This window comes from Prochlorococcus sp. G4PB16 (assembly GCF_059772465.1).
The window spans coordinates 1,280,848-1,295,480 of sequence record NZ_CM186289.1 but is presented as its reverse complement, the minus strand read 5'-3'; the positions used below and the strand labels follow the sequence as shown (position 1 = coordinate 1,295,480).

Genomic DNA, 14,633 nt, shown 5'->3' with positions numbered 1-14,633 from the left:
TTATAATTAATTAAAAACTAATATGTTTAAAAACTCTGCAAAAAATTTTGTTGATAATATAGAAAAAAAATTAGATTTATCTATCAAAGAAAAGACTAATAGCATAACACTTAAATTAGAAAAAGTATTAAAAGCTTTTTCTAATTCTCATCTTAATGTACAACATTTTGCCTCTTTAACAGGATATGGACATGGGGATTTAGGAAGAGATATAATTGATAAAATTTTTGCAGATGTTCTACAAGCTGAAAAAGCAGCAGTAAGGCTTCAGTTCGTTAGTGGAACTCATGCTATTACATCATCATTGTTTGGTGTCTTAAGACCTGGAGATGATTTATTATCTGTTACTGGAAGACCCTATGAATCTCTTGAAGAAGTCATTGGATTGAGGGGTAATGGTCAAGGATCCTTGATTGAGTTTGGTATTAACTATGAAGAGATCTCTTTAAAAAATGATGGAAATATAGATTTTTTAGCTTTAGAAAAAGCTTTACATACGCCTAGAAAATTAATTTTTATACAACGTAGTTGTGGTTATACATGGCGTCCATCTGTGAGCATTGATGTTATTAAAGAGATTTGTTATTTATGTCATAAGCTTCAACCTAACTGTATTTGTTTTGTTGATAATTGCTATGGAGAATTTGTTGAAACTAAGGAACCAACCTCAGTTGGTGCAGATTTAATTGCAGGTTCTTTAATAAAAAATTTAGGGGGGACTATTGTTCCTACTGGTGGATATATTGCGGGAAAAGCTGATTTAGTTGATAAAGCATGTTGCCGCTTGACTGCCCCAGGTATTGGACCTGAGGGGGGTATTACTTTTGACTTAAATAGAACCATTTTACAAGGACTTTTTCTTGCACCTCAAATGGTTGCAGAGGCTCTAATTGGTGCTGAGATCATTTCTACTACGTTTAGCGAATTGGGCTTTCATGTTTTGCCAACCCCAGGTTCTATGCGAACTGATTTGATCCAAGTGGTAAGAATAGGCGATCCAGAAATTTTACAAATTATTTGTAGGTCTTTTCAGGAAAAATCACCCATCGGATCTTTTCTGGATCCAATACCTGCTTCAATGCCAGGTTATGAAAATAACTTAGTCATGGCTGGAGGAACTTTCGTAGATGGTAGTACGAGTGAATTTTCAGCTGATGCTCCTATGAAACCTCCATTTGATCTATTTATTCAAGGAGGAGCCCATCGCTCTCATGTCAAAATTGCTTTGATTCATGCATTATCAAACTTATTTCAGGCAGGATTCATCAACTTGCCCCAGAATGGTTAAGCGTTTTTCGTTTTGACGCAATGCCTTTTTCCTTCCCAGATCATTTTCGTTTCGCTGACAGTCATGAATATGCTTTTGCCGATGATGCATTAGTTCGAATTGGTATTAGTGAATTCGCTGTAGATCAGTTAGGAGATATCGTTTTTGTTGATCTACCAGAAGAAGGCACTTCAATAGCCAAAGGAGAGAGCTTTGGCTCAGTGGAATCTGTAAAGGCTGTAGAAGATATGTATGCACCAGTTAGCGGAGAAATTATTCATAGAAATAATTCTGTTTTGACAAGTCCAGAGGAGCTTCAAAATGATCCTCATGGTGAAGGATGGTTATTAATAATTCGTCCAGATAACCCTGATCAATTAAAAGAGCTTATGGATTCTGAAACTTATTCAAAGAAAATTGTTGCATAAAATTTTACCTAATGATTTTTTCTTACAACAAAACAGGAACTTTTTCTCTACAGTGGCCTTCACTCCAATAACTTAACTTGCTTGTGCTTGAAAACAAGCTCATGTCAAAAGCAGAATTAAAGGATTTTACTTTTAAGTCTCGCCATGTAGGTCCAACAAACGTAGATGAAGCTTTCATGCTTCGAGATCTTGGTTTTGAAAATTTGGAAGATTTCATATCTTCTGTAATTCCTAATGAAATCTTTGATCTAGAAAACAGCGGTGTTTCTATTTCATGTGGATGTGATCAAAATGAAGCATTAAAAGAAATTAATATAATTTCAAAGAAAAATATCGAAAACCGATCTTTGATTGGCCTGGGTTATCATTCGACAGTTATACCTCCAGTTATACAAAGAAATGTTTTAGAAAATCCTAATTGGTATACAGCTTATACTCCTTATCAAGCAGAAATATCCCAAGGTAGATTAGAAGCCTTATTTAATTTTCAGACTTTAATAAGTGAATTAACAGGTTTGCCAATATCTAATGCGTCTTTACTTGATGAAGCAACTGCAGCAGCTGAGGCAATAAGTTTGAGTTTAGCTGTTAGAAAAAATAAAAACACTAATAAATTTTTAGTAGATCAAGAAATTTTGCCTCAAACATTTGACGTATTAAAAACACGATGTGAACCACTAGGAATTGCACTTGAATTTTTTGATCATAAGAACTTTGAAATTGATAATAATGTCTTCGGGATACTTATTCAGTTACCTGGGAAAAATGGTCGTATTTGGGATCCAACATCAATAATTAATCAGGCGCACAAATTTGATGCAATTGTAACTATTGCAATTGATCCCTTGGCTCAGGTTTTGATTAAACCGATGGGAGAATTAGGTGCAGATATTGTTGTTGGAAGTGCACAAAGATTTGGAGTACCTATTGCATGTGGTGGACCACATGCAGCTTTTTTTGCAACTAAAGAAATATATAAAAGACAAATACCAGGGAGGATAGTAGGCCAATCAGTTGACGCAGATGGGAATCAATCTTTGAGGCTTGCACTTCAAACAAGAGAGCAACATATTAGAAGAGATAAAGCAACAAGTAACATCTGTACAGCTCAAGTTTTATTAGCTGTTCTTTCTTCTTTTTATGCAGTTCATCATGGTCCAGATGGTCTTCAGAAAATTGCAAATAGGATTCTTCAATATAGATCAGATTTTGAATATATTATAAGTAATTTAGAATACCCTCTAGATAGATATTCCGGGTTTGATAGTGTTGACGTATATTGTCCAGAAGCATCAAAAGTTATTCAGTCAGCTTATGAAGAAGGATATAACCTTAGAATCCTACCTATTGGATCAGATGTAGAAAATGCTAAGGGTTTTGGTGTGACTTTTGATGAATTAACCTGCGATCAGGAAATTTATAAACTGTATCAAATACTTGCACAAGTTAAAGGAAAAAATGTGAATGATATTTCTAAGGTTATTAGTGAAAATGAATCATTAATAGATATTCCACTTCGCCAAAAACCTTGGCTTGAACAATTGGTATTTAATCAATATCAAAGTGAGACCGATTTAATGAGATACATTCATTTTTTAGTTTCGAAAGATTTTTCTCTAGTTCAAGGAATGATTCCTCTAGGGAGTTGCACGATGAAATTGAATGCAGCTGCGGAACTTTTACCCATTGGATGGAGCCAGTTTTCTTCTATTCATCCTTTTGCGCCTCATGCTCAATTATCTGGATTTCAGGAAATAATTAATGATCTTGAAAGGTGGCTTTCTGCTTTAACTGGCTTTAAGGGAGTTTCTCTTCAGCCTAATGCAGGCTCCCAAGGAGAATTTGCTGGTTTGCTTGTCATACGTTCCTGGCATCATTCTCTTGGAGAGGGGCATAGAAATATTTGCTTAATTCCAACAAGTGCCCACGGCACCAATCCAGCTAGCGCAGTCATGTCTGGTTTTAAAGTTGTCTCTGTTAAATGTGATGAATATGGCAATGTAGATTTGGATGACTTAAGAAATAAATCAAAGATTCATTCAAAGAATTTGGCTGCATTGATGGTTACTTATCCTTCAACTCATGGAGTATTTGAGCCAAATATTCGTGAAATTTGCAAAGTCATTCATCAAGAGGGTGGTCAAGTCTATTTGGATGGCGCAAATATGAATGCTCAAGTAGGTATTTGCAGGCCTGGATCTTATGGTATTGATGTATGCCATTTAAATCTTCATAAAACTTTTGCCATTCCTCATGGCGGAGGAGGCCCAGGCGTAGGTCCTATAGCTGTTGCAAGCCATTTGCTTCCTTATCTTCCTGGACATTCAATTGTTCAGTGTGGAGGCGAAAAGGCTATTTCGGCAGTCTCTGCAGCTCCATTTGGCAGCGCTGGAATATTGCCGATTAGTTGGATGTACATTCGAATGATGGGCCAAGATGGCTTACGCAAAGCAAGTTCGATTGCAATCCTCTCTGCTAATTATGTAGCAAAACGACTTGATCCTTATTATCCAGTTTTATTTAAAGATCCCAATGGCTTGGTGGCTCATGAATGCATCTTAGATTTACGACCTCTAAAGAGTCAGTTAGGTATAGAAGTTGATGATGTTGCCAAGAGATTAATGGATTATGGATTTCATGCTCCCACAATTAGTTGGCCTGTCGCTGGAACTTTGATGGTTGAACCAACAGAAAGTGAAAGTTTGTCTGAATTAGATCGTTTTTGTGAGGCGATGATTGGAATACGAGAAGAAATTGAACAAATAAAATTAGGAAAGATTGATCCTATCAATAATCCTTTAAAACAAGCTCCACACACCTTAAAAATAGTTACATCCGATGATTGGGATAGACCTTATTCTCGTAAAGAAGCAGCTTATCCATTGCTTTACCAAGAAAAATATAAATTTTGGCCATCAGTTTCACGTATTAATAATGCTTATGGAGATAGGAATTTGATATGTAGTTGTCCTTCAGTTCAAGATTTAGAAGATATTAATTCTATTTAATACTGGTTAAAACTTGTTTTATTAGTTAAATTTCAAACGAAAACCAAATTATTGGTTATCTTTGGGCTGTTTTGCAATTTTTTCTATTAATCTTTGCCGCAGCTTTAAATTTTATATGGGGACCAAATGAGCAAAAAGACATCTTTTGATCTGGAAGATCAAAAGAAAAAGAAGGACGATTTGTCCTTGCCTTCTTTTTCTAATTGTTTTGAATCTGTTTTAAAAAAAGGAGAACTTTTAGAAGTTGCAGGAACAAATGTAGTCAGAGTTCCATTTGGGGTTCGACAACCCAAGAAACAAAGACCAGCCAAGCTTTCTACATGGGCAACTTTGGTCTTACCTTTACAATCGTTTGATTCCCCTACTCCACCTCCACATGCTGCGTAGAAATTAAGCAGCAATATTTGATTGTTTTTTAGTTAGTACGTCTTTGTAATAATTTCTTAATTGTTTAGTGGCTCCTGCCCATCCCCATCTCTCAGCTTCTGATCTAGCTGATTTTCTCATTGCCGTTCGTTCTACTTCGTTGCCCAATAATTTTTGCGTAGCATTTATTAAACTTATAGCCCCGTCATTTTCGCCATCAGGATTGTATAAACATCCATTCTCTCCATCTGCAATGATGTCTGGGATTCCACCTTTATTTGCTCCTACAACTGGGCATCCAGCAGCCATTGCTTCTAGAAGGACTAATCCAAGAGTTTCTGTACTTGATGGAAATAAGAAAGCATCACCAGAGGCATAAGCACTTGCCAATTCATTTCCACTTAAATATCCCACAAAGGTAGTAGAGGTTCCCTGGAAAATTTTTTCTAGTTGTTGTCTATATGGACCATCTCCAACCAGAGCTAAACGAGTGCTTGGTAGTGCTTCAAGTACAGGTTTTATTCTTTCAATTTGTTTTTCTGCTGAAAGTCTTCCAACGTAAATCAATAGAGATCCTTCATCGCTAAAATTTCCTAAAAGACGCTTTCTCATTTTTTCATCTCTTAGTTCTGGTTTGAAGATATCTGTATCAACTCCTCTTTGCCATAAAGCGGTATTTTGAATTCCTTTTTCTGAGAGTTCTTGAACCATTGCAGTAGAAGTACACAGATTTAGAGTTGCTTGATTATGAGCAGCTTTTAACAACTCCCATAAAAGCGGCTCTAACATACCCATTCCGTAGTGCTCTAAATATTTAGGTAAATGAGTGTGATAACTTGCTACAAGTGGAATATTGTTTGTTTTGGCTAGCCAAATTCCACCTAATCCCAGCACTGCAGGATTTACGACATGTATCAGGTCAGGTTTGAAATTTTCTAATTCATCTGAAACACCTGGCCCAGGAAGCCCTAATTTAAGTTCTGGATATAAGGGTAATGGCATCGCGGGGACACCAATAACTTTTGCACCCATATAACTTGATGGGCAGCCTTCTGGACAAAAAACGGTAACCTCATCTCCTGATTGAACTAAATTTTGAATTGTTTTAGTTAGACGCGTGACTATACCATCAACTTTGGGTAGGAAAGTTTCTGTAAAGAAAGCTATTTTCACTGAGCGTGTCGTTTCAAGATTTTGTTTTAGTTAGGTTTAGGATTTATTGATTGCTTTTGCTTGGGTTGATGTCCACGCAGATACACAAGGTATTCGTTTTAAATCACAGCGATTGGAGAATTTTTTCGCGACATCAACAACTTCTGCTAAAAGTCCATTATCAAGAGTTGTGGGATCTAATCCAAGCTCAATAAAACAACGATTATCAACTATTAAATCATTTTCTACGGCTTCGTTTCTTGGGTTTGGAAGGTAATTAATTTTTGCTCCAGTTAGAGAGGCTACTTTTTTAGCTAATTCCCCAACTTGGTGACTTTCCGTCATTTGGTTGAAAATCTTCACCCTTTCTCCTCTTTCTGGAGGGTTCTCAAGTGCTAACTGAACGCATTTTACTGAATCTTGAATATGAATAAAAGCTCTTGTTTGTCCACCAGTGCCATGGACTGTTAATGGATATCCAATAGCTGCTTGCATTAAAAATCTATTTAATACTGTTCCGTAATCACCGTCATAGTCAAATCGATTAGTCAGTCTTGGGTCACGGCTTGTGATATCAGTATTTGTTCCCCACACAATTCCTTGATGAAGATCAGTGATTCTGATCAGGTCATTTTTGTTGTAGTAAAGAAAGAGCAATTGATCAAGCGTTTTAGTCATGTGATAAACGCTTCCAGGGCTAGCTGGATGAAGGATCTCTTCTTCAAAACGACTGCCGTCTGGTTGAGGTACTTCTACTTTTAAGTAACCTTCAGGAATGGTCGCGCCTCTATGAGACCCATATCCGTAAACTCCCATTGTCCCAAGATGAACAATGTGAATATCTAATTGAGATTCAACAATTGCGGCAAGGAGATTATGAGTTCCATTGACATTGTTATCAACCGTGTATCTCTTAGTTGCGCTGCTTTTCATGGAATATGGAGCAGCTCGTTGTTCAGCAAAATGAATTATTGAATCAGGCTTTTCATCTATCAATAGATCTAAAAGCTTTTGATATTCAGAGGCAAGGTCTAAATGAATAAATCGAATAGGTCTTCCACCTATCTCAGACCAAGCTTTAATCCTTTCACCAATACTTGTAATTGGAGTTAAGGATTCAACTTCAAGGTCTATATCAATTTTTCGACGACTGAGATTATCCACGATGATTACATCATGACCCTTGTCAGCAAGATTTACTGCACAAGGCCATCCGCAGAAGCCGTCACCACCAAGAACGAAAACTTTCACCCTAAACTCCAAAGAAAGAGCAAATGCTCATATTATTCAAGCTACTACAAGGCTTTCACTTGATTGTTAAAGAATATGCAATGAGCCCAATTACAAGAATAACTCCAGCAAGGGTAAAAAGCCAAGAACCTTTGTTGCCACTGCTTTCTTTTGTAAGTATTTCAATTCTTGGTTCATCTGCAAAAACGTTTAGCCTGCCTTGACTTTCTCTAGTGACTGTCATGTTTTTTTGTTTATTAGCCTATTACGTTACTAATTTTTAACGAATTACTCTAATTATTTGAAATAACTCCATCTAATGGAGAACTCGGGTTGGCAAGTAGTTGTTCTTCGAGCCTTCCAGATAGATAAGCGTCTCTGCCAGCCTCAGTTGCCTTAGAGAAGGCTTCAGCCATCAAGATTGGGTTTTTAGCTAGAGCAATAGCACTATTTATTAGAACCCCATCCGCACCCATTTCCAATGCTTGAGCTGCTTCACTGGGAACTCCAATACCTGCATCAATAATTATTGGGATTCGAGCTTCTTCGATAATCATGGCAATGTTTGCTGCATTTCTTATACCTTGAGCAGATCCAATGGGAGAACCAAGCGGCATAACAGTTGCACATCCAATTTCTTCAAGTTGTTTTGCAATTAATGGATCAGAATTTATGTATGGCAGGACAGTAAATCCTTCTTTAACTAATTGTTCTGCTGCTTTTAAAGTTCCAATTGGGTCGGGTAATAAATATTTCTTGTCAGGAATGACCTCTAATTTCACAAAATTATTATTCTCTTGACCTGCTAACTTGGCTAACTCCCTGCCCAAGCGTGCTACTCGAATAGCCTCTTCAGCATTTGAGCACCCTGCTGTGTTTGGGAGCATCCATATGTTTTTCCAATCTATTGATTCCAATAATCCTTTGTGTCCATGGTCTAGGCCTTGAATTCTTCTTACTGCAACAGTAACTATTTCACATTTTGTATTTATCAGGCTTTCTTGCATGACTTCTAAGGATGAGTACTTACCAGTTCCAACAAGAAGCCGACTTTTGAATTCTTTATTTCCTATTTTGAGAAATTGATTTGTTTTTTGCATGGATAAAATATAATGAATTAAGAATTATTTAGAAACCTTTTTTATTCAATAATTCATCTTTATTTTTTCCAATTATACGTTCAAGTCTTTTAATTTGAGAAATCGCAGTTTTGTTATTAGGATCTAGCTTTAAAACCTCTTGATAATTTTTATAAGCTTCATCTTCTTTTAGCAATCGTTGATAAGCAAAACCGAGATTATTTAGTGCAACTGGATATTCAGACTTTGCTGTCAATGCTTTTTTGTAATGAATTACTGCTGATTTAAAGTCATTTTGAGCAGCTAGTGCAAAGCCTAATGCATTTTCTATAAGTGCTTTAGCTTCTTTTGGTTCTCCATCAAGTTTCTTCAAGGCTTGTTTTAAAGTTGATGTGGCTTGTGGATATAATCTTTTCTTTAATTGAACAGATGCTAATTCATACATTTTAGCTGAATCTTCTTTTGTATTTGAATCTTCTTTCTCTAATTTTATTAGCTTCATCTCATCTTTTCTTACTTTATATAGTTGTCTTCCTACTAAAATAGCAATAACTACTAAAAGCAAACATAGTCCTATTAAGTAAGTTTGAGGAAGATTAACTATCATCATCTAAACTCAAATAATAATTTGTTGAGCATATGGTAATTATTTATTATCATTATATTCTTAATTTTTGGAATTTCTTCTTTATTCTTTTATCTTAATTCATTATTAATACAATAACTTTAAAGAAAAAGATTATTCGAACATTTTTAACCTTTTGAATTAACTGCAATATTTGTGAATGTTTTAGGATCTGTAACTGCTAGTTGAGCCAACATTTTTCTGTTGATTCTTACATCAGCTTTCTTTAAGCCACCCATAAATTTGCTGTAACTTAATCCATTTAATCTTGCTGCTGCATTGATTCTAGCTATCCAAAGTCTTCTGAAATCACGCTTTCTTCTTCTTCTATCTCGATAAGCATTACAGAGGGCTTTCATCACTCTTTGGTTTGCAGTTCGGAAAAGAGTTCCATTTCCTCCTCTAAATCCTCTCGCTAGACGAAGGATTTTGTTTCTACGTTTTCTAGCAACATTACCTCTTTTAACGCGTGCCATAATTAATAATCAGAAAAAAGAAATTGAACTAATAAACGTTTTTAAGAAGACTTATGCATAAGGAAGCATGAGGCTTACGTTTTCTGCATCACGTTCATCTACGACTGCTTTTGTTTTAAGGTGCCTTTTTAATTTAGGACTCTTGTGGTCGAGTAAATGATTGTGAAATGCACGACGTCTCATGAACTTGCCAGTGCCTGTTGCTTTGAACCGCTTTGCAGCAGCTTTGCGGGTCTTGAGCTTTGGCATTGAAAAAGCGTGGTTAGTCTACAAGAATACGTCCTTAAGCTCACTTAAGCCAACCCAAAATTATTAAATTCTTGCTGAAAGGAGATTTTTGTTGTGATTAAAAGTTATTTACAGGGTCCAAAACGTTTCTTGCTTTCTGGTTTGCTACTTTTGATTAGCTTGTATGAATCAAATAAAGTTTGCATTGCTAATACTAATAAAGTTGAGGTTTTTGCAACTCATCCTGCAATTCCTAGTACACCTTTAATTAGTCAAGAAAAAAATGTGCTACTTGTTGGGATCAAACCATATTTGGGAAAGCAAATCATTGCGCACAATAATTCGCCATCTTTGAGACTTATTAGTAATGGAAGAAATTTGATTCTGAAAGATGCTAATGGAATCATCCGAAAGGCTAAAGAAATTAATATTGGTTGGCGAGAAGAACAACTACTCAAACCAAAAGTGTTTGTTCGTCAGAAAATTGGTCCCTTCGCAAGTTTCGAGTCTGCTGAAAGATTGGCAAATGATTTAAAAGATAGAGGTATTGAATCAACGATTGCTCATCCGTTTGATTGGGAAGTTTGGGTCTCGGGCCATATCCAAATTCCACAATCAATTAAGTCGACCTATCAAAAGATTGAAGTTTCAAAGACTGTTTTACCTTATCTAGATGCAAATAACGCAAATATTGCTCTTAAAGGGCCTATTTCTTTGCAAGCCCCTGATGGATTGCGCTTGGACAAGGGCATATATTTAGGTCCGTTTTCTATTCAGCCAGATGCATATGGAAGTTGGACTTTAATTGAGCATGTTCCTATTGAGAGATATTTAAATGGAGTAGTTCCTTATGAAATTGGCGCAACCTCTCCTGAAGCAGCACTAGCAGCGCAGGCTGTTTTAGCTAGAACTTGGGCTGTCGCTAATAGTCATAGATTTAAAGTTGATGGATACAATCTTTGCAGTAATACCCAATGCCAAGTTTACAAGGATCCATCAAAAGCTAATCCAAAAATTAAAAAGGCAATTAAAAAAACTGCTGGCAAAATTCTGACCTGGAATAAAAAACCAATAAATACCGTATATCACGCAACGAATGGTGGAGTAATGGCCTCGGTAGATGAAGCATGGTCAATTAACAAAGTTCCTTATCTACAAATGCGCTTGGATGGGCCAAAAAGGTGGATTAGTACGGTTGATTTACCTCTATCAAATGAAAAGTATTTGAAATCTTTTTTATTTTCAAAGTCTGAGGCTTTTGGTTCTGATCATCCACTTTTCAGATGGGAAAGAACGTTAGAGTCTTCTCAGATATCTAAACAGCTTAATCAAGCTAAAAAAGTTAGCAGTTCTTTTTATCCAAATAAAATTAAGGTTGATCAGAGAGGAAGTAGTGGGAGAGTCACTTCATTGAAGCTTGAAGGAAAGACTGGTTCAGAAGTTTTCCTTAAACTTGATGACATTCGACGTGTTCTTAGACAATTACCAAGCACATTATTTGTTGTTAAAGAAAATAAAGATGGTAAATGGCTTTTTTCTGGTGGAGGTTTTGGCCATGGAGCAGGAATGTCTCAGTCTGGGGCTATAGAGTTAGCGAGAAATGGATGGACTACCAAACAAATTCTTTCCCATTATTATCCAAAAACTAGATATGGATTTTTGCCTTAGTGATGAAAGCCTCTTAGAGTAAAAAGTTGATAAAAGGAAAACTCCATGGCTTTAGCCAAAATCAGTGGAGCAAACCGACGCATTAAATCAATACTGTTTTTGATTTGCTGCGCTTTGGCGGGAATTTTTCCCCATTTGTTGGAGCCTAGCAAGAATTTATTTCCTTCAATCACCTTGGCTTTGATATTGGGTGGGTATGGATTAAGAGTTGTTTTAAGAGATCGCAGAGAAAATTATCAATTACAAAAAGAGTATCTATTTGAGGATGACAATTTTTTTGAAACTCTTCCCAAAGTCGATGTATTGGTTGCAGCACGCGACGAAGAAAATGTAATAGAAAGATTAGTTTCCAGACTTTTATCAATTGAATACCCAGAGGAGAAGCTTTCTCTATGGATAATTGATGATGGTAGTCAAGATCAAACACCTAATTTATTACACAAATTACGTACAAGTTTCTCTAGAATTAACGTGTTAAGTCGTCCGTTGATGAGTGGTGGTGGTAAATCAGGAGCTCTTAATTCTGTATTGAATAAAACAGATGGAGAATGGTTATTTATTCTTGATGCTGATGCGCAATTACAGAGCAATATTTTACTTAGAGCCATTAGTCTTGCGTTGCATGGTGGTTGGTCCGGTGTGCAGTTACGAAAATCAGTTGTGAATTGTGACTTGAATCCAATTGCTGCTTATCAAGCTATGGAGATGGCAATGGATGCAGTTATTCAAAGGGGCAGACTTGCTTGTGGAGGTGTATCGGAGTTAAGAGGAAATGGTCAATTAATTAATAGAAAAGCTCTTGAATCTTGTGGTGGATTTAATGAACAAACTATCACAGACGATTTAGATTTAAGTTTCCGCTTTTTATTAACCCGATCGCCAATCGTAATAATGTGGGATCCTCCTATCCAAGAAGAAGCAGTTGAATCATTGTTTGCTTTATTTCGACAAAGAAAAAGATGGGCTGAAGGAGGCTTACAAAGGTTTTTTGATTACTGGCCTTTATTGATTTCAAAGCGCTTATCAAATTTTAAAAAGTTAGATTTAGCTTGTTTTTTCTTATTACAATATGTGTTACCAGTTGTCTCATTTATAGATTTAACTGTATCAATCATTTTATTTAGAATGCCGTTATATTGGCCTTTATCTATAGTTGCTTTTGGTATTTCTAGTTTAGCCTATTGGAAAGGATGTTCTAGCTATAGTGAAGGTCCACGCTTACCTTCACCTAATTTTATTAATATACTTGGAGCCACAATTTATCTTGCACATTGGTTTATCGTCATACCATTTATAGTATTTAAGATGTCTTTATTTCGTAAGAATTTGATTTGGGAAAAAACTGATCATGTTGGTTCTTGATTAAGTTTTTTATTCAAGATTCACTATTTCTCCGTTAAAGAAGTCTGCAAATTGCTTAGCTTTTTGATCAATAGAGTTTGAATCTAAATTATTAATTGATTGCATTTTTTTCTTTTCATTTAAAGGATTTTTATTGGCTTCTCTATCAAGTTTTAATTCATTTTTTTGTTCGCTTTGGTTAGGAATGGTTTCGCCTTTTCTATCATTAGATAAGTTATCTTTTTGTTGAATTAAACTAACTTTGGTTAAGGATCCTCTTGCTTTGTAAAAAGCATCTTCAATAAGACTTTTTCGACTTTGAATCATATTTATCCATTTTTCTGAAATCGCAATTTCAGCAGAATCTGAGTTCACGTTTATTAATTTAGCTTGTTGCGAAAGTAGCATTTTGGTGGAAGGAAGCTCTAACATTGCTATCACATTTTTCCAAAGAGTATCAAGATTTACATTTTCGCTTGGTTGAGACTCTTTTTGATAAGAGGTATTTTTTATTAGTTCTTTTTTGTTATTTGATTCTATTTCGACTGCTGTATAATCCTTATTTTCAAGCTCCGAAAGTTTAGTTTTTTTTGCTTTACTCGAGGTTTGTATTTCTATATTCTTTTCTTTTGAATCTTCATTTGAGAGCATTCCTAATAATTGAATTTCTAACCATAAGTTTGGCTGATTACTATTTCTAATATAGTTTTCTGAACCTTTTAATTTAGCCTGAAGGCTGAGTATATGATCTAGAGTGATTGAATCTGCTAAGTCTTTTAATTTTTCACTATTCTCTTGTGTAATATTATATAAATTACTTGGATAGTTTGTGACTTTTTGGACAACTAAGTCTCGTAAGATTGACGCTATTCCTTGTAAAATAGCAATTGATTCTTTACCCTGATTAATTAAGCGATTGCAAATATTTAAAATAGAATAAGCATCTTTATTTATTAACGATTTTGCTAATATTATTAACTCTTCTTCTGGTACAGAACCTATTAGGTTGATGATGTTTGATTGAGTTATTGGTGGAGGAAGCAAATTTACTTGATCAAGTAAACTTTCCGCATCTCTCAATCCTCCTTGGGAATGCTTTGCAATTAATGATATTGCCTCTTTGTTGATCACAATACCCTCTTTTTCAGCAATATTGATTAAATGACTTTCTAAATCATTCAAGCCTATCCTTTTAAAATCAAAGCGCATACATCTACTAAGAATTGTAGGTAAAACGCGTTGAGGATCTGTTGTGGCAAGAATAAATACAACTTGCCGAGGTGGCTCTTCTAATGTTTTTAGAAGTGCATTAAAGGCAGCTGTTGAAAGCATATGGCATTCATCTATTACATAAACTTTCCAGCGAGCTTTTGCAGGAGCAAATTTAGACCGTTCTATTAATTCACGAATATTTTCAACACCAGTATTGGAAGCAGCATCAATTTCAATTACGTCCAATGCATTGCCTAAGTTAATCCCTGTACAGAGCTCACACTCTCCACAAGGTAAAGTTGTGGCTTTTTCACTTCGTAAACAATTTAAAGATTTTGCAAAAATTCTTGCACTTGATGTTTTGCCTGTTCCTCTAGGGCCAGAAAATATATATGCAGGGGCAATACGATTACTTGTTAAAGCCTGTTTTAAGGTAGATGTAATTGGACCTTGCCCAACTAGCTCGTCAAAGCTGGTTGGCCGATATTTATGGTGTAATGGCTCATAAGCATTTATCATTTGCAACTAAAGATATTTATGATTTTTAATATTT

At 35.5% G+C, this 14,633-nt stretch carries 14 protein-coding genes; 6 read left to right on the top strand and 8 right to left on the bottom strand.

Features of this window, described 5'->3' with window-relative positions:
- Window positions 1-22: 22 nt before the first annotated feature.
- The 4 genes from AC6EIZ_RS07480 to AC6EIZ_RS07465 all read left to right on the top strand — a co-directional run bounded on the left by AC6EIZ_RS07480 (window position 23) and on the right by AC6EIZ_RS07465 (window position 5,090).
- On the top strand, window positions 23-1,288 hold the full coding sequence (locus AC6EIZ_RS07480; RefSeq protein WP_498510106.1) for a methionine gamma-lyase family protein: 1,266 nt from the start codon (window positions 23-25) through the stop codon (window positions 1,286-1,288).
- Between the two features lie 20 nt (window positions 1,289-1,308).
- The gene (gene gcvH / locus AC6EIZ_RS07475) at window positions 1,309-1,695 is read left to right on the top strand and encodes a glycine cleavage system protein GcvH (protein ID WP_498510104.1); all 387 of its coding nucleotides are present in this window, start codon (window positions 1,309-1,311) and stop codon (window positions 1,693-1,695) included.
- Window positions 1,696-1,796: 101 nt separating this feature from the next.
- Window positions 1,797-4,703: an aminomethyl-transferring glycine dehydrogenase gene (gene gcvP / locus AC6EIZ_RS07470; RefSeq protein ID WP_498510103.1), complete on the top strand. Its 2,907-nt coding sequence runs from the start codon at window positions 1,797-1,799 to the stop codon at window positions 4,701-4,703.
- 126 nt (window positions 4,704-4,829) lie between these two features.
- Window positions 4,830-5,090 carry a hypothetical protein gene (locus tag AC6EIZ_RS07465; protein WP_498510101.1) on the top strand — a complete coding sequence of 87 codons (261 nt, stop codon included), beginning with the start codon at window positions 4,830-4,832 and terminating at the stop codon, window positions 5,088-5,090.
- A gap of 3 nt (window positions 5,091-5,093) precedes the next feature.
- On the opposite strand, the gene AC6EIZ_RS07460 is transcribed toward AC6EIZ_RS07465, so the two are convergent.
- From AC6EIZ_RS07460 to rpmI, 7 genes are all read right to left on the bottom strand, one after another.
- Entirely contained in the window at window positions 5,094-6,242 is a 1,149-nt protein-coding gene (locus AC6EIZ_RS07460) for a glycosyltransferase family 4 protein (RefSeq protein WP_498510099.1), read from the bottom strand.
- Window positions 6,243-6,278: 36 nt separating this feature from the next.
- Complete coding sequence (locus tag AC6EIZ_RS07455; RefSeq protein WP_498510097.1) at window positions 6,279-7,472, bottom strand: NAD-dependent epimerase/dehydratase family protein; 1,194 nt, start codon at window positions 7,470-7,472, stop codon at window positions 6,279-6,281.
- A gap of 55 nt (window positions 7,473-7,527) precedes the next feature.
- Window positions 7,528-7,695, bottom strand: coding sequence for a high light inducible protein (locus AC6EIZ_RS07450; protein ID WP_498510095.1), 168 nt, complete (start codon window positions 7,693-7,695; stop codon window positions 7,528-7,530).
- 49 nt (window positions 7,696-7,744) lie between these two features.
- Entirely contained in the window at window positions 7,745-8,551 is an 807-nt protein-coding gene (locus tag AC6EIZ_RS07445; RefSeq protein ID WP_498510093.1) for a thiazole synthase, read from the bottom strand.
- 28 nt (window positions 8,552-8,579) lie between these two features.
- Window positions 8,580-9,137: a tetratricopeptide repeat protein gene (locus AC6EIZ_RS07440; RefSeq protein ID WP_498513222.1), complete on the bottom strand. Its 558-nt coding sequence runs from the start codon at window positions 9,135-9,137 to the stop codon at window positions 8,580-8,582.
- 146 nt (window positions 9,138-9,283) lie between these two features.
- Window positions 9,284-9,631, bottom strand: a complete 348-nt coding sequence (gene rplT / locus AC6EIZ_RS07435; RefSeq protein ID WP_498510091.1) for a 50S ribosomal protein L20 — start codon at window positions 9,629-9,631, stop codon at window positions 9,284-9,286.
- 51 nt (window positions 9,632-9,682) lie between these two features.
- The gene (gene rpmI, locus AC6EIZ_RS07430; protein WP_038654742.1) at window positions 9,683-9,880 is read right to left on the bottom strand and encodes a 50S ribosomal protein L35; all 198 of its coding nucleotides are present in this window, start codon (window positions 9,878-9,880) and stop codon (window positions 9,683-9,685) included.
- A gap of 93 nt (window positions 9,881-9,973) precedes the next feature.
- Between rpmI and AC6EIZ_RS07425 the strand changes: the two genes are divergently transcribed.
- Both AC6EIZ_RS07425 and AC6EIZ_RS07420 read left to right on the top strand, forming a co-directional pair.
- Window positions 9,974-11,527, top strand: a complete 1,554-nt coding sequence (locus AC6EIZ_RS07425; protein WP_498510089.1) for a SpoIID/LytB domain-containing protein — start codon at window positions 9,974-9,976, stop codon at window positions 11,525-11,527.
- Between the two features lie 45 nt (window positions 11,528-11,572).
- On the top strand, window positions 11,573-12,889 hold the full coding sequence (locus AC6EIZ_RS07420) for a glycosyltransferase family 2 protein (protein ID WP_498510087.1): 1,317 nt from the start codon (window positions 11,573-11,575) through the stop codon (window positions 12,887-12,889).
- A 9-nt stretch (window positions 12,890-12,898) separates the two neighbouring features.
- Here AC6EIZ_RS07420 and AC6EIZ_RS07415 read toward each other — a convergent pair whose 3' ends face one another.
- Entirely contained in the window at window positions 12,899-14,599 is a 1,701-nt protein-coding gene (locus AC6EIZ_RS07415; protein WP_498510085.1) for a DNA polymerase III subunit gamma/tau, read from the bottom strand.
- Window positions 14,600-14,633: the final 34 nt, after the last annotated feature.

What these genes read in the sequence shown, in the direction of transcription:
- AC6EIZ_RS07480 (WP_498510106.1), top strand. Translation starts at nt 23, where the DNA reads ATGTTTAAAAACTCTGCAAAAAATTTTGTTGATAATATAGAAAAAAAA.
- gcvH (WP_498510104.1), top strand. Translation starts at nt 1,309, where the DNA reads ATGCCTTTTTCCTTCCCAGATCATTTTCGTTTCGCTGACAGTCATGAA.
- gcvP (WP_498510103.1), top strand. Translation starts at nt 1,797, where the DNA reads ATGTCAAAAGCAGAATTAAAGGATTTTACTTTTAAGTCTCGCCATGTA.
- AC6EIZ_RS07465 (WP_498510101.1), top strand. Translation starts at nt 4,830, where the DNA reads ATGAGCAAAAAGACATCTTTTGATCTGGAAGATCAAAAGAAAAAGAAG.
- AC6EIZ_RS07450 (WP_498510095.1), bottom strand. Translation starts at nt 7,695, where the DNA reads ATGACAGTCACTAGAGAAAGTCAAGGCAGGCTAAACGTTTTTGCAGAT.
- AC6EIZ_RS07445 (WP_498510093.1), bottom strand. Translation starts at nt 8,551, where the DNA reads ATGCAAAAAACAAATCAATTTCTCAAAATAGGAAATAAAGAATTCAAA.
- AC6EIZ_RS07440 (WP_498513222.1), bottom strand. Translation starts at nt 9,137, where the DNA reads ATGATAGTTAATCTTCCTCAAACTTACTTAATAGGACTATGTTTGCTT.
- rplT (WP_498510091.1), bottom strand. Translation starts at nt 9,631, where the DNA reads ATGGCACGCGTTAAAAGAGGTAATGTTGCTAGAAAACGTAGAAACAAA.
- rpmI (WP_038654742.1), bottom strand. Translation starts at nt 9,880, where the DNA reads ATGCCAAAGCTCAAGACCCGCAAAGCTGCTGCAAAGCGGTTCAAAGCA.
- AC6EIZ_RS07420 (WP_498510087.1), top strand. Translation starts at nt 11,573, where the DNA reads ATGGCTTTAGCCAAAATCAGTGGAGCAAACCGACGCATTAAATCAATA.
- AC6EIZ_RS07415 (WP_498510085.1), bottom strand. Translation starts at nt 14,599, where the DNA reads ATGATAAATGCTTATGAGCCATTACACCATAAATATCGGCCAACCAGC.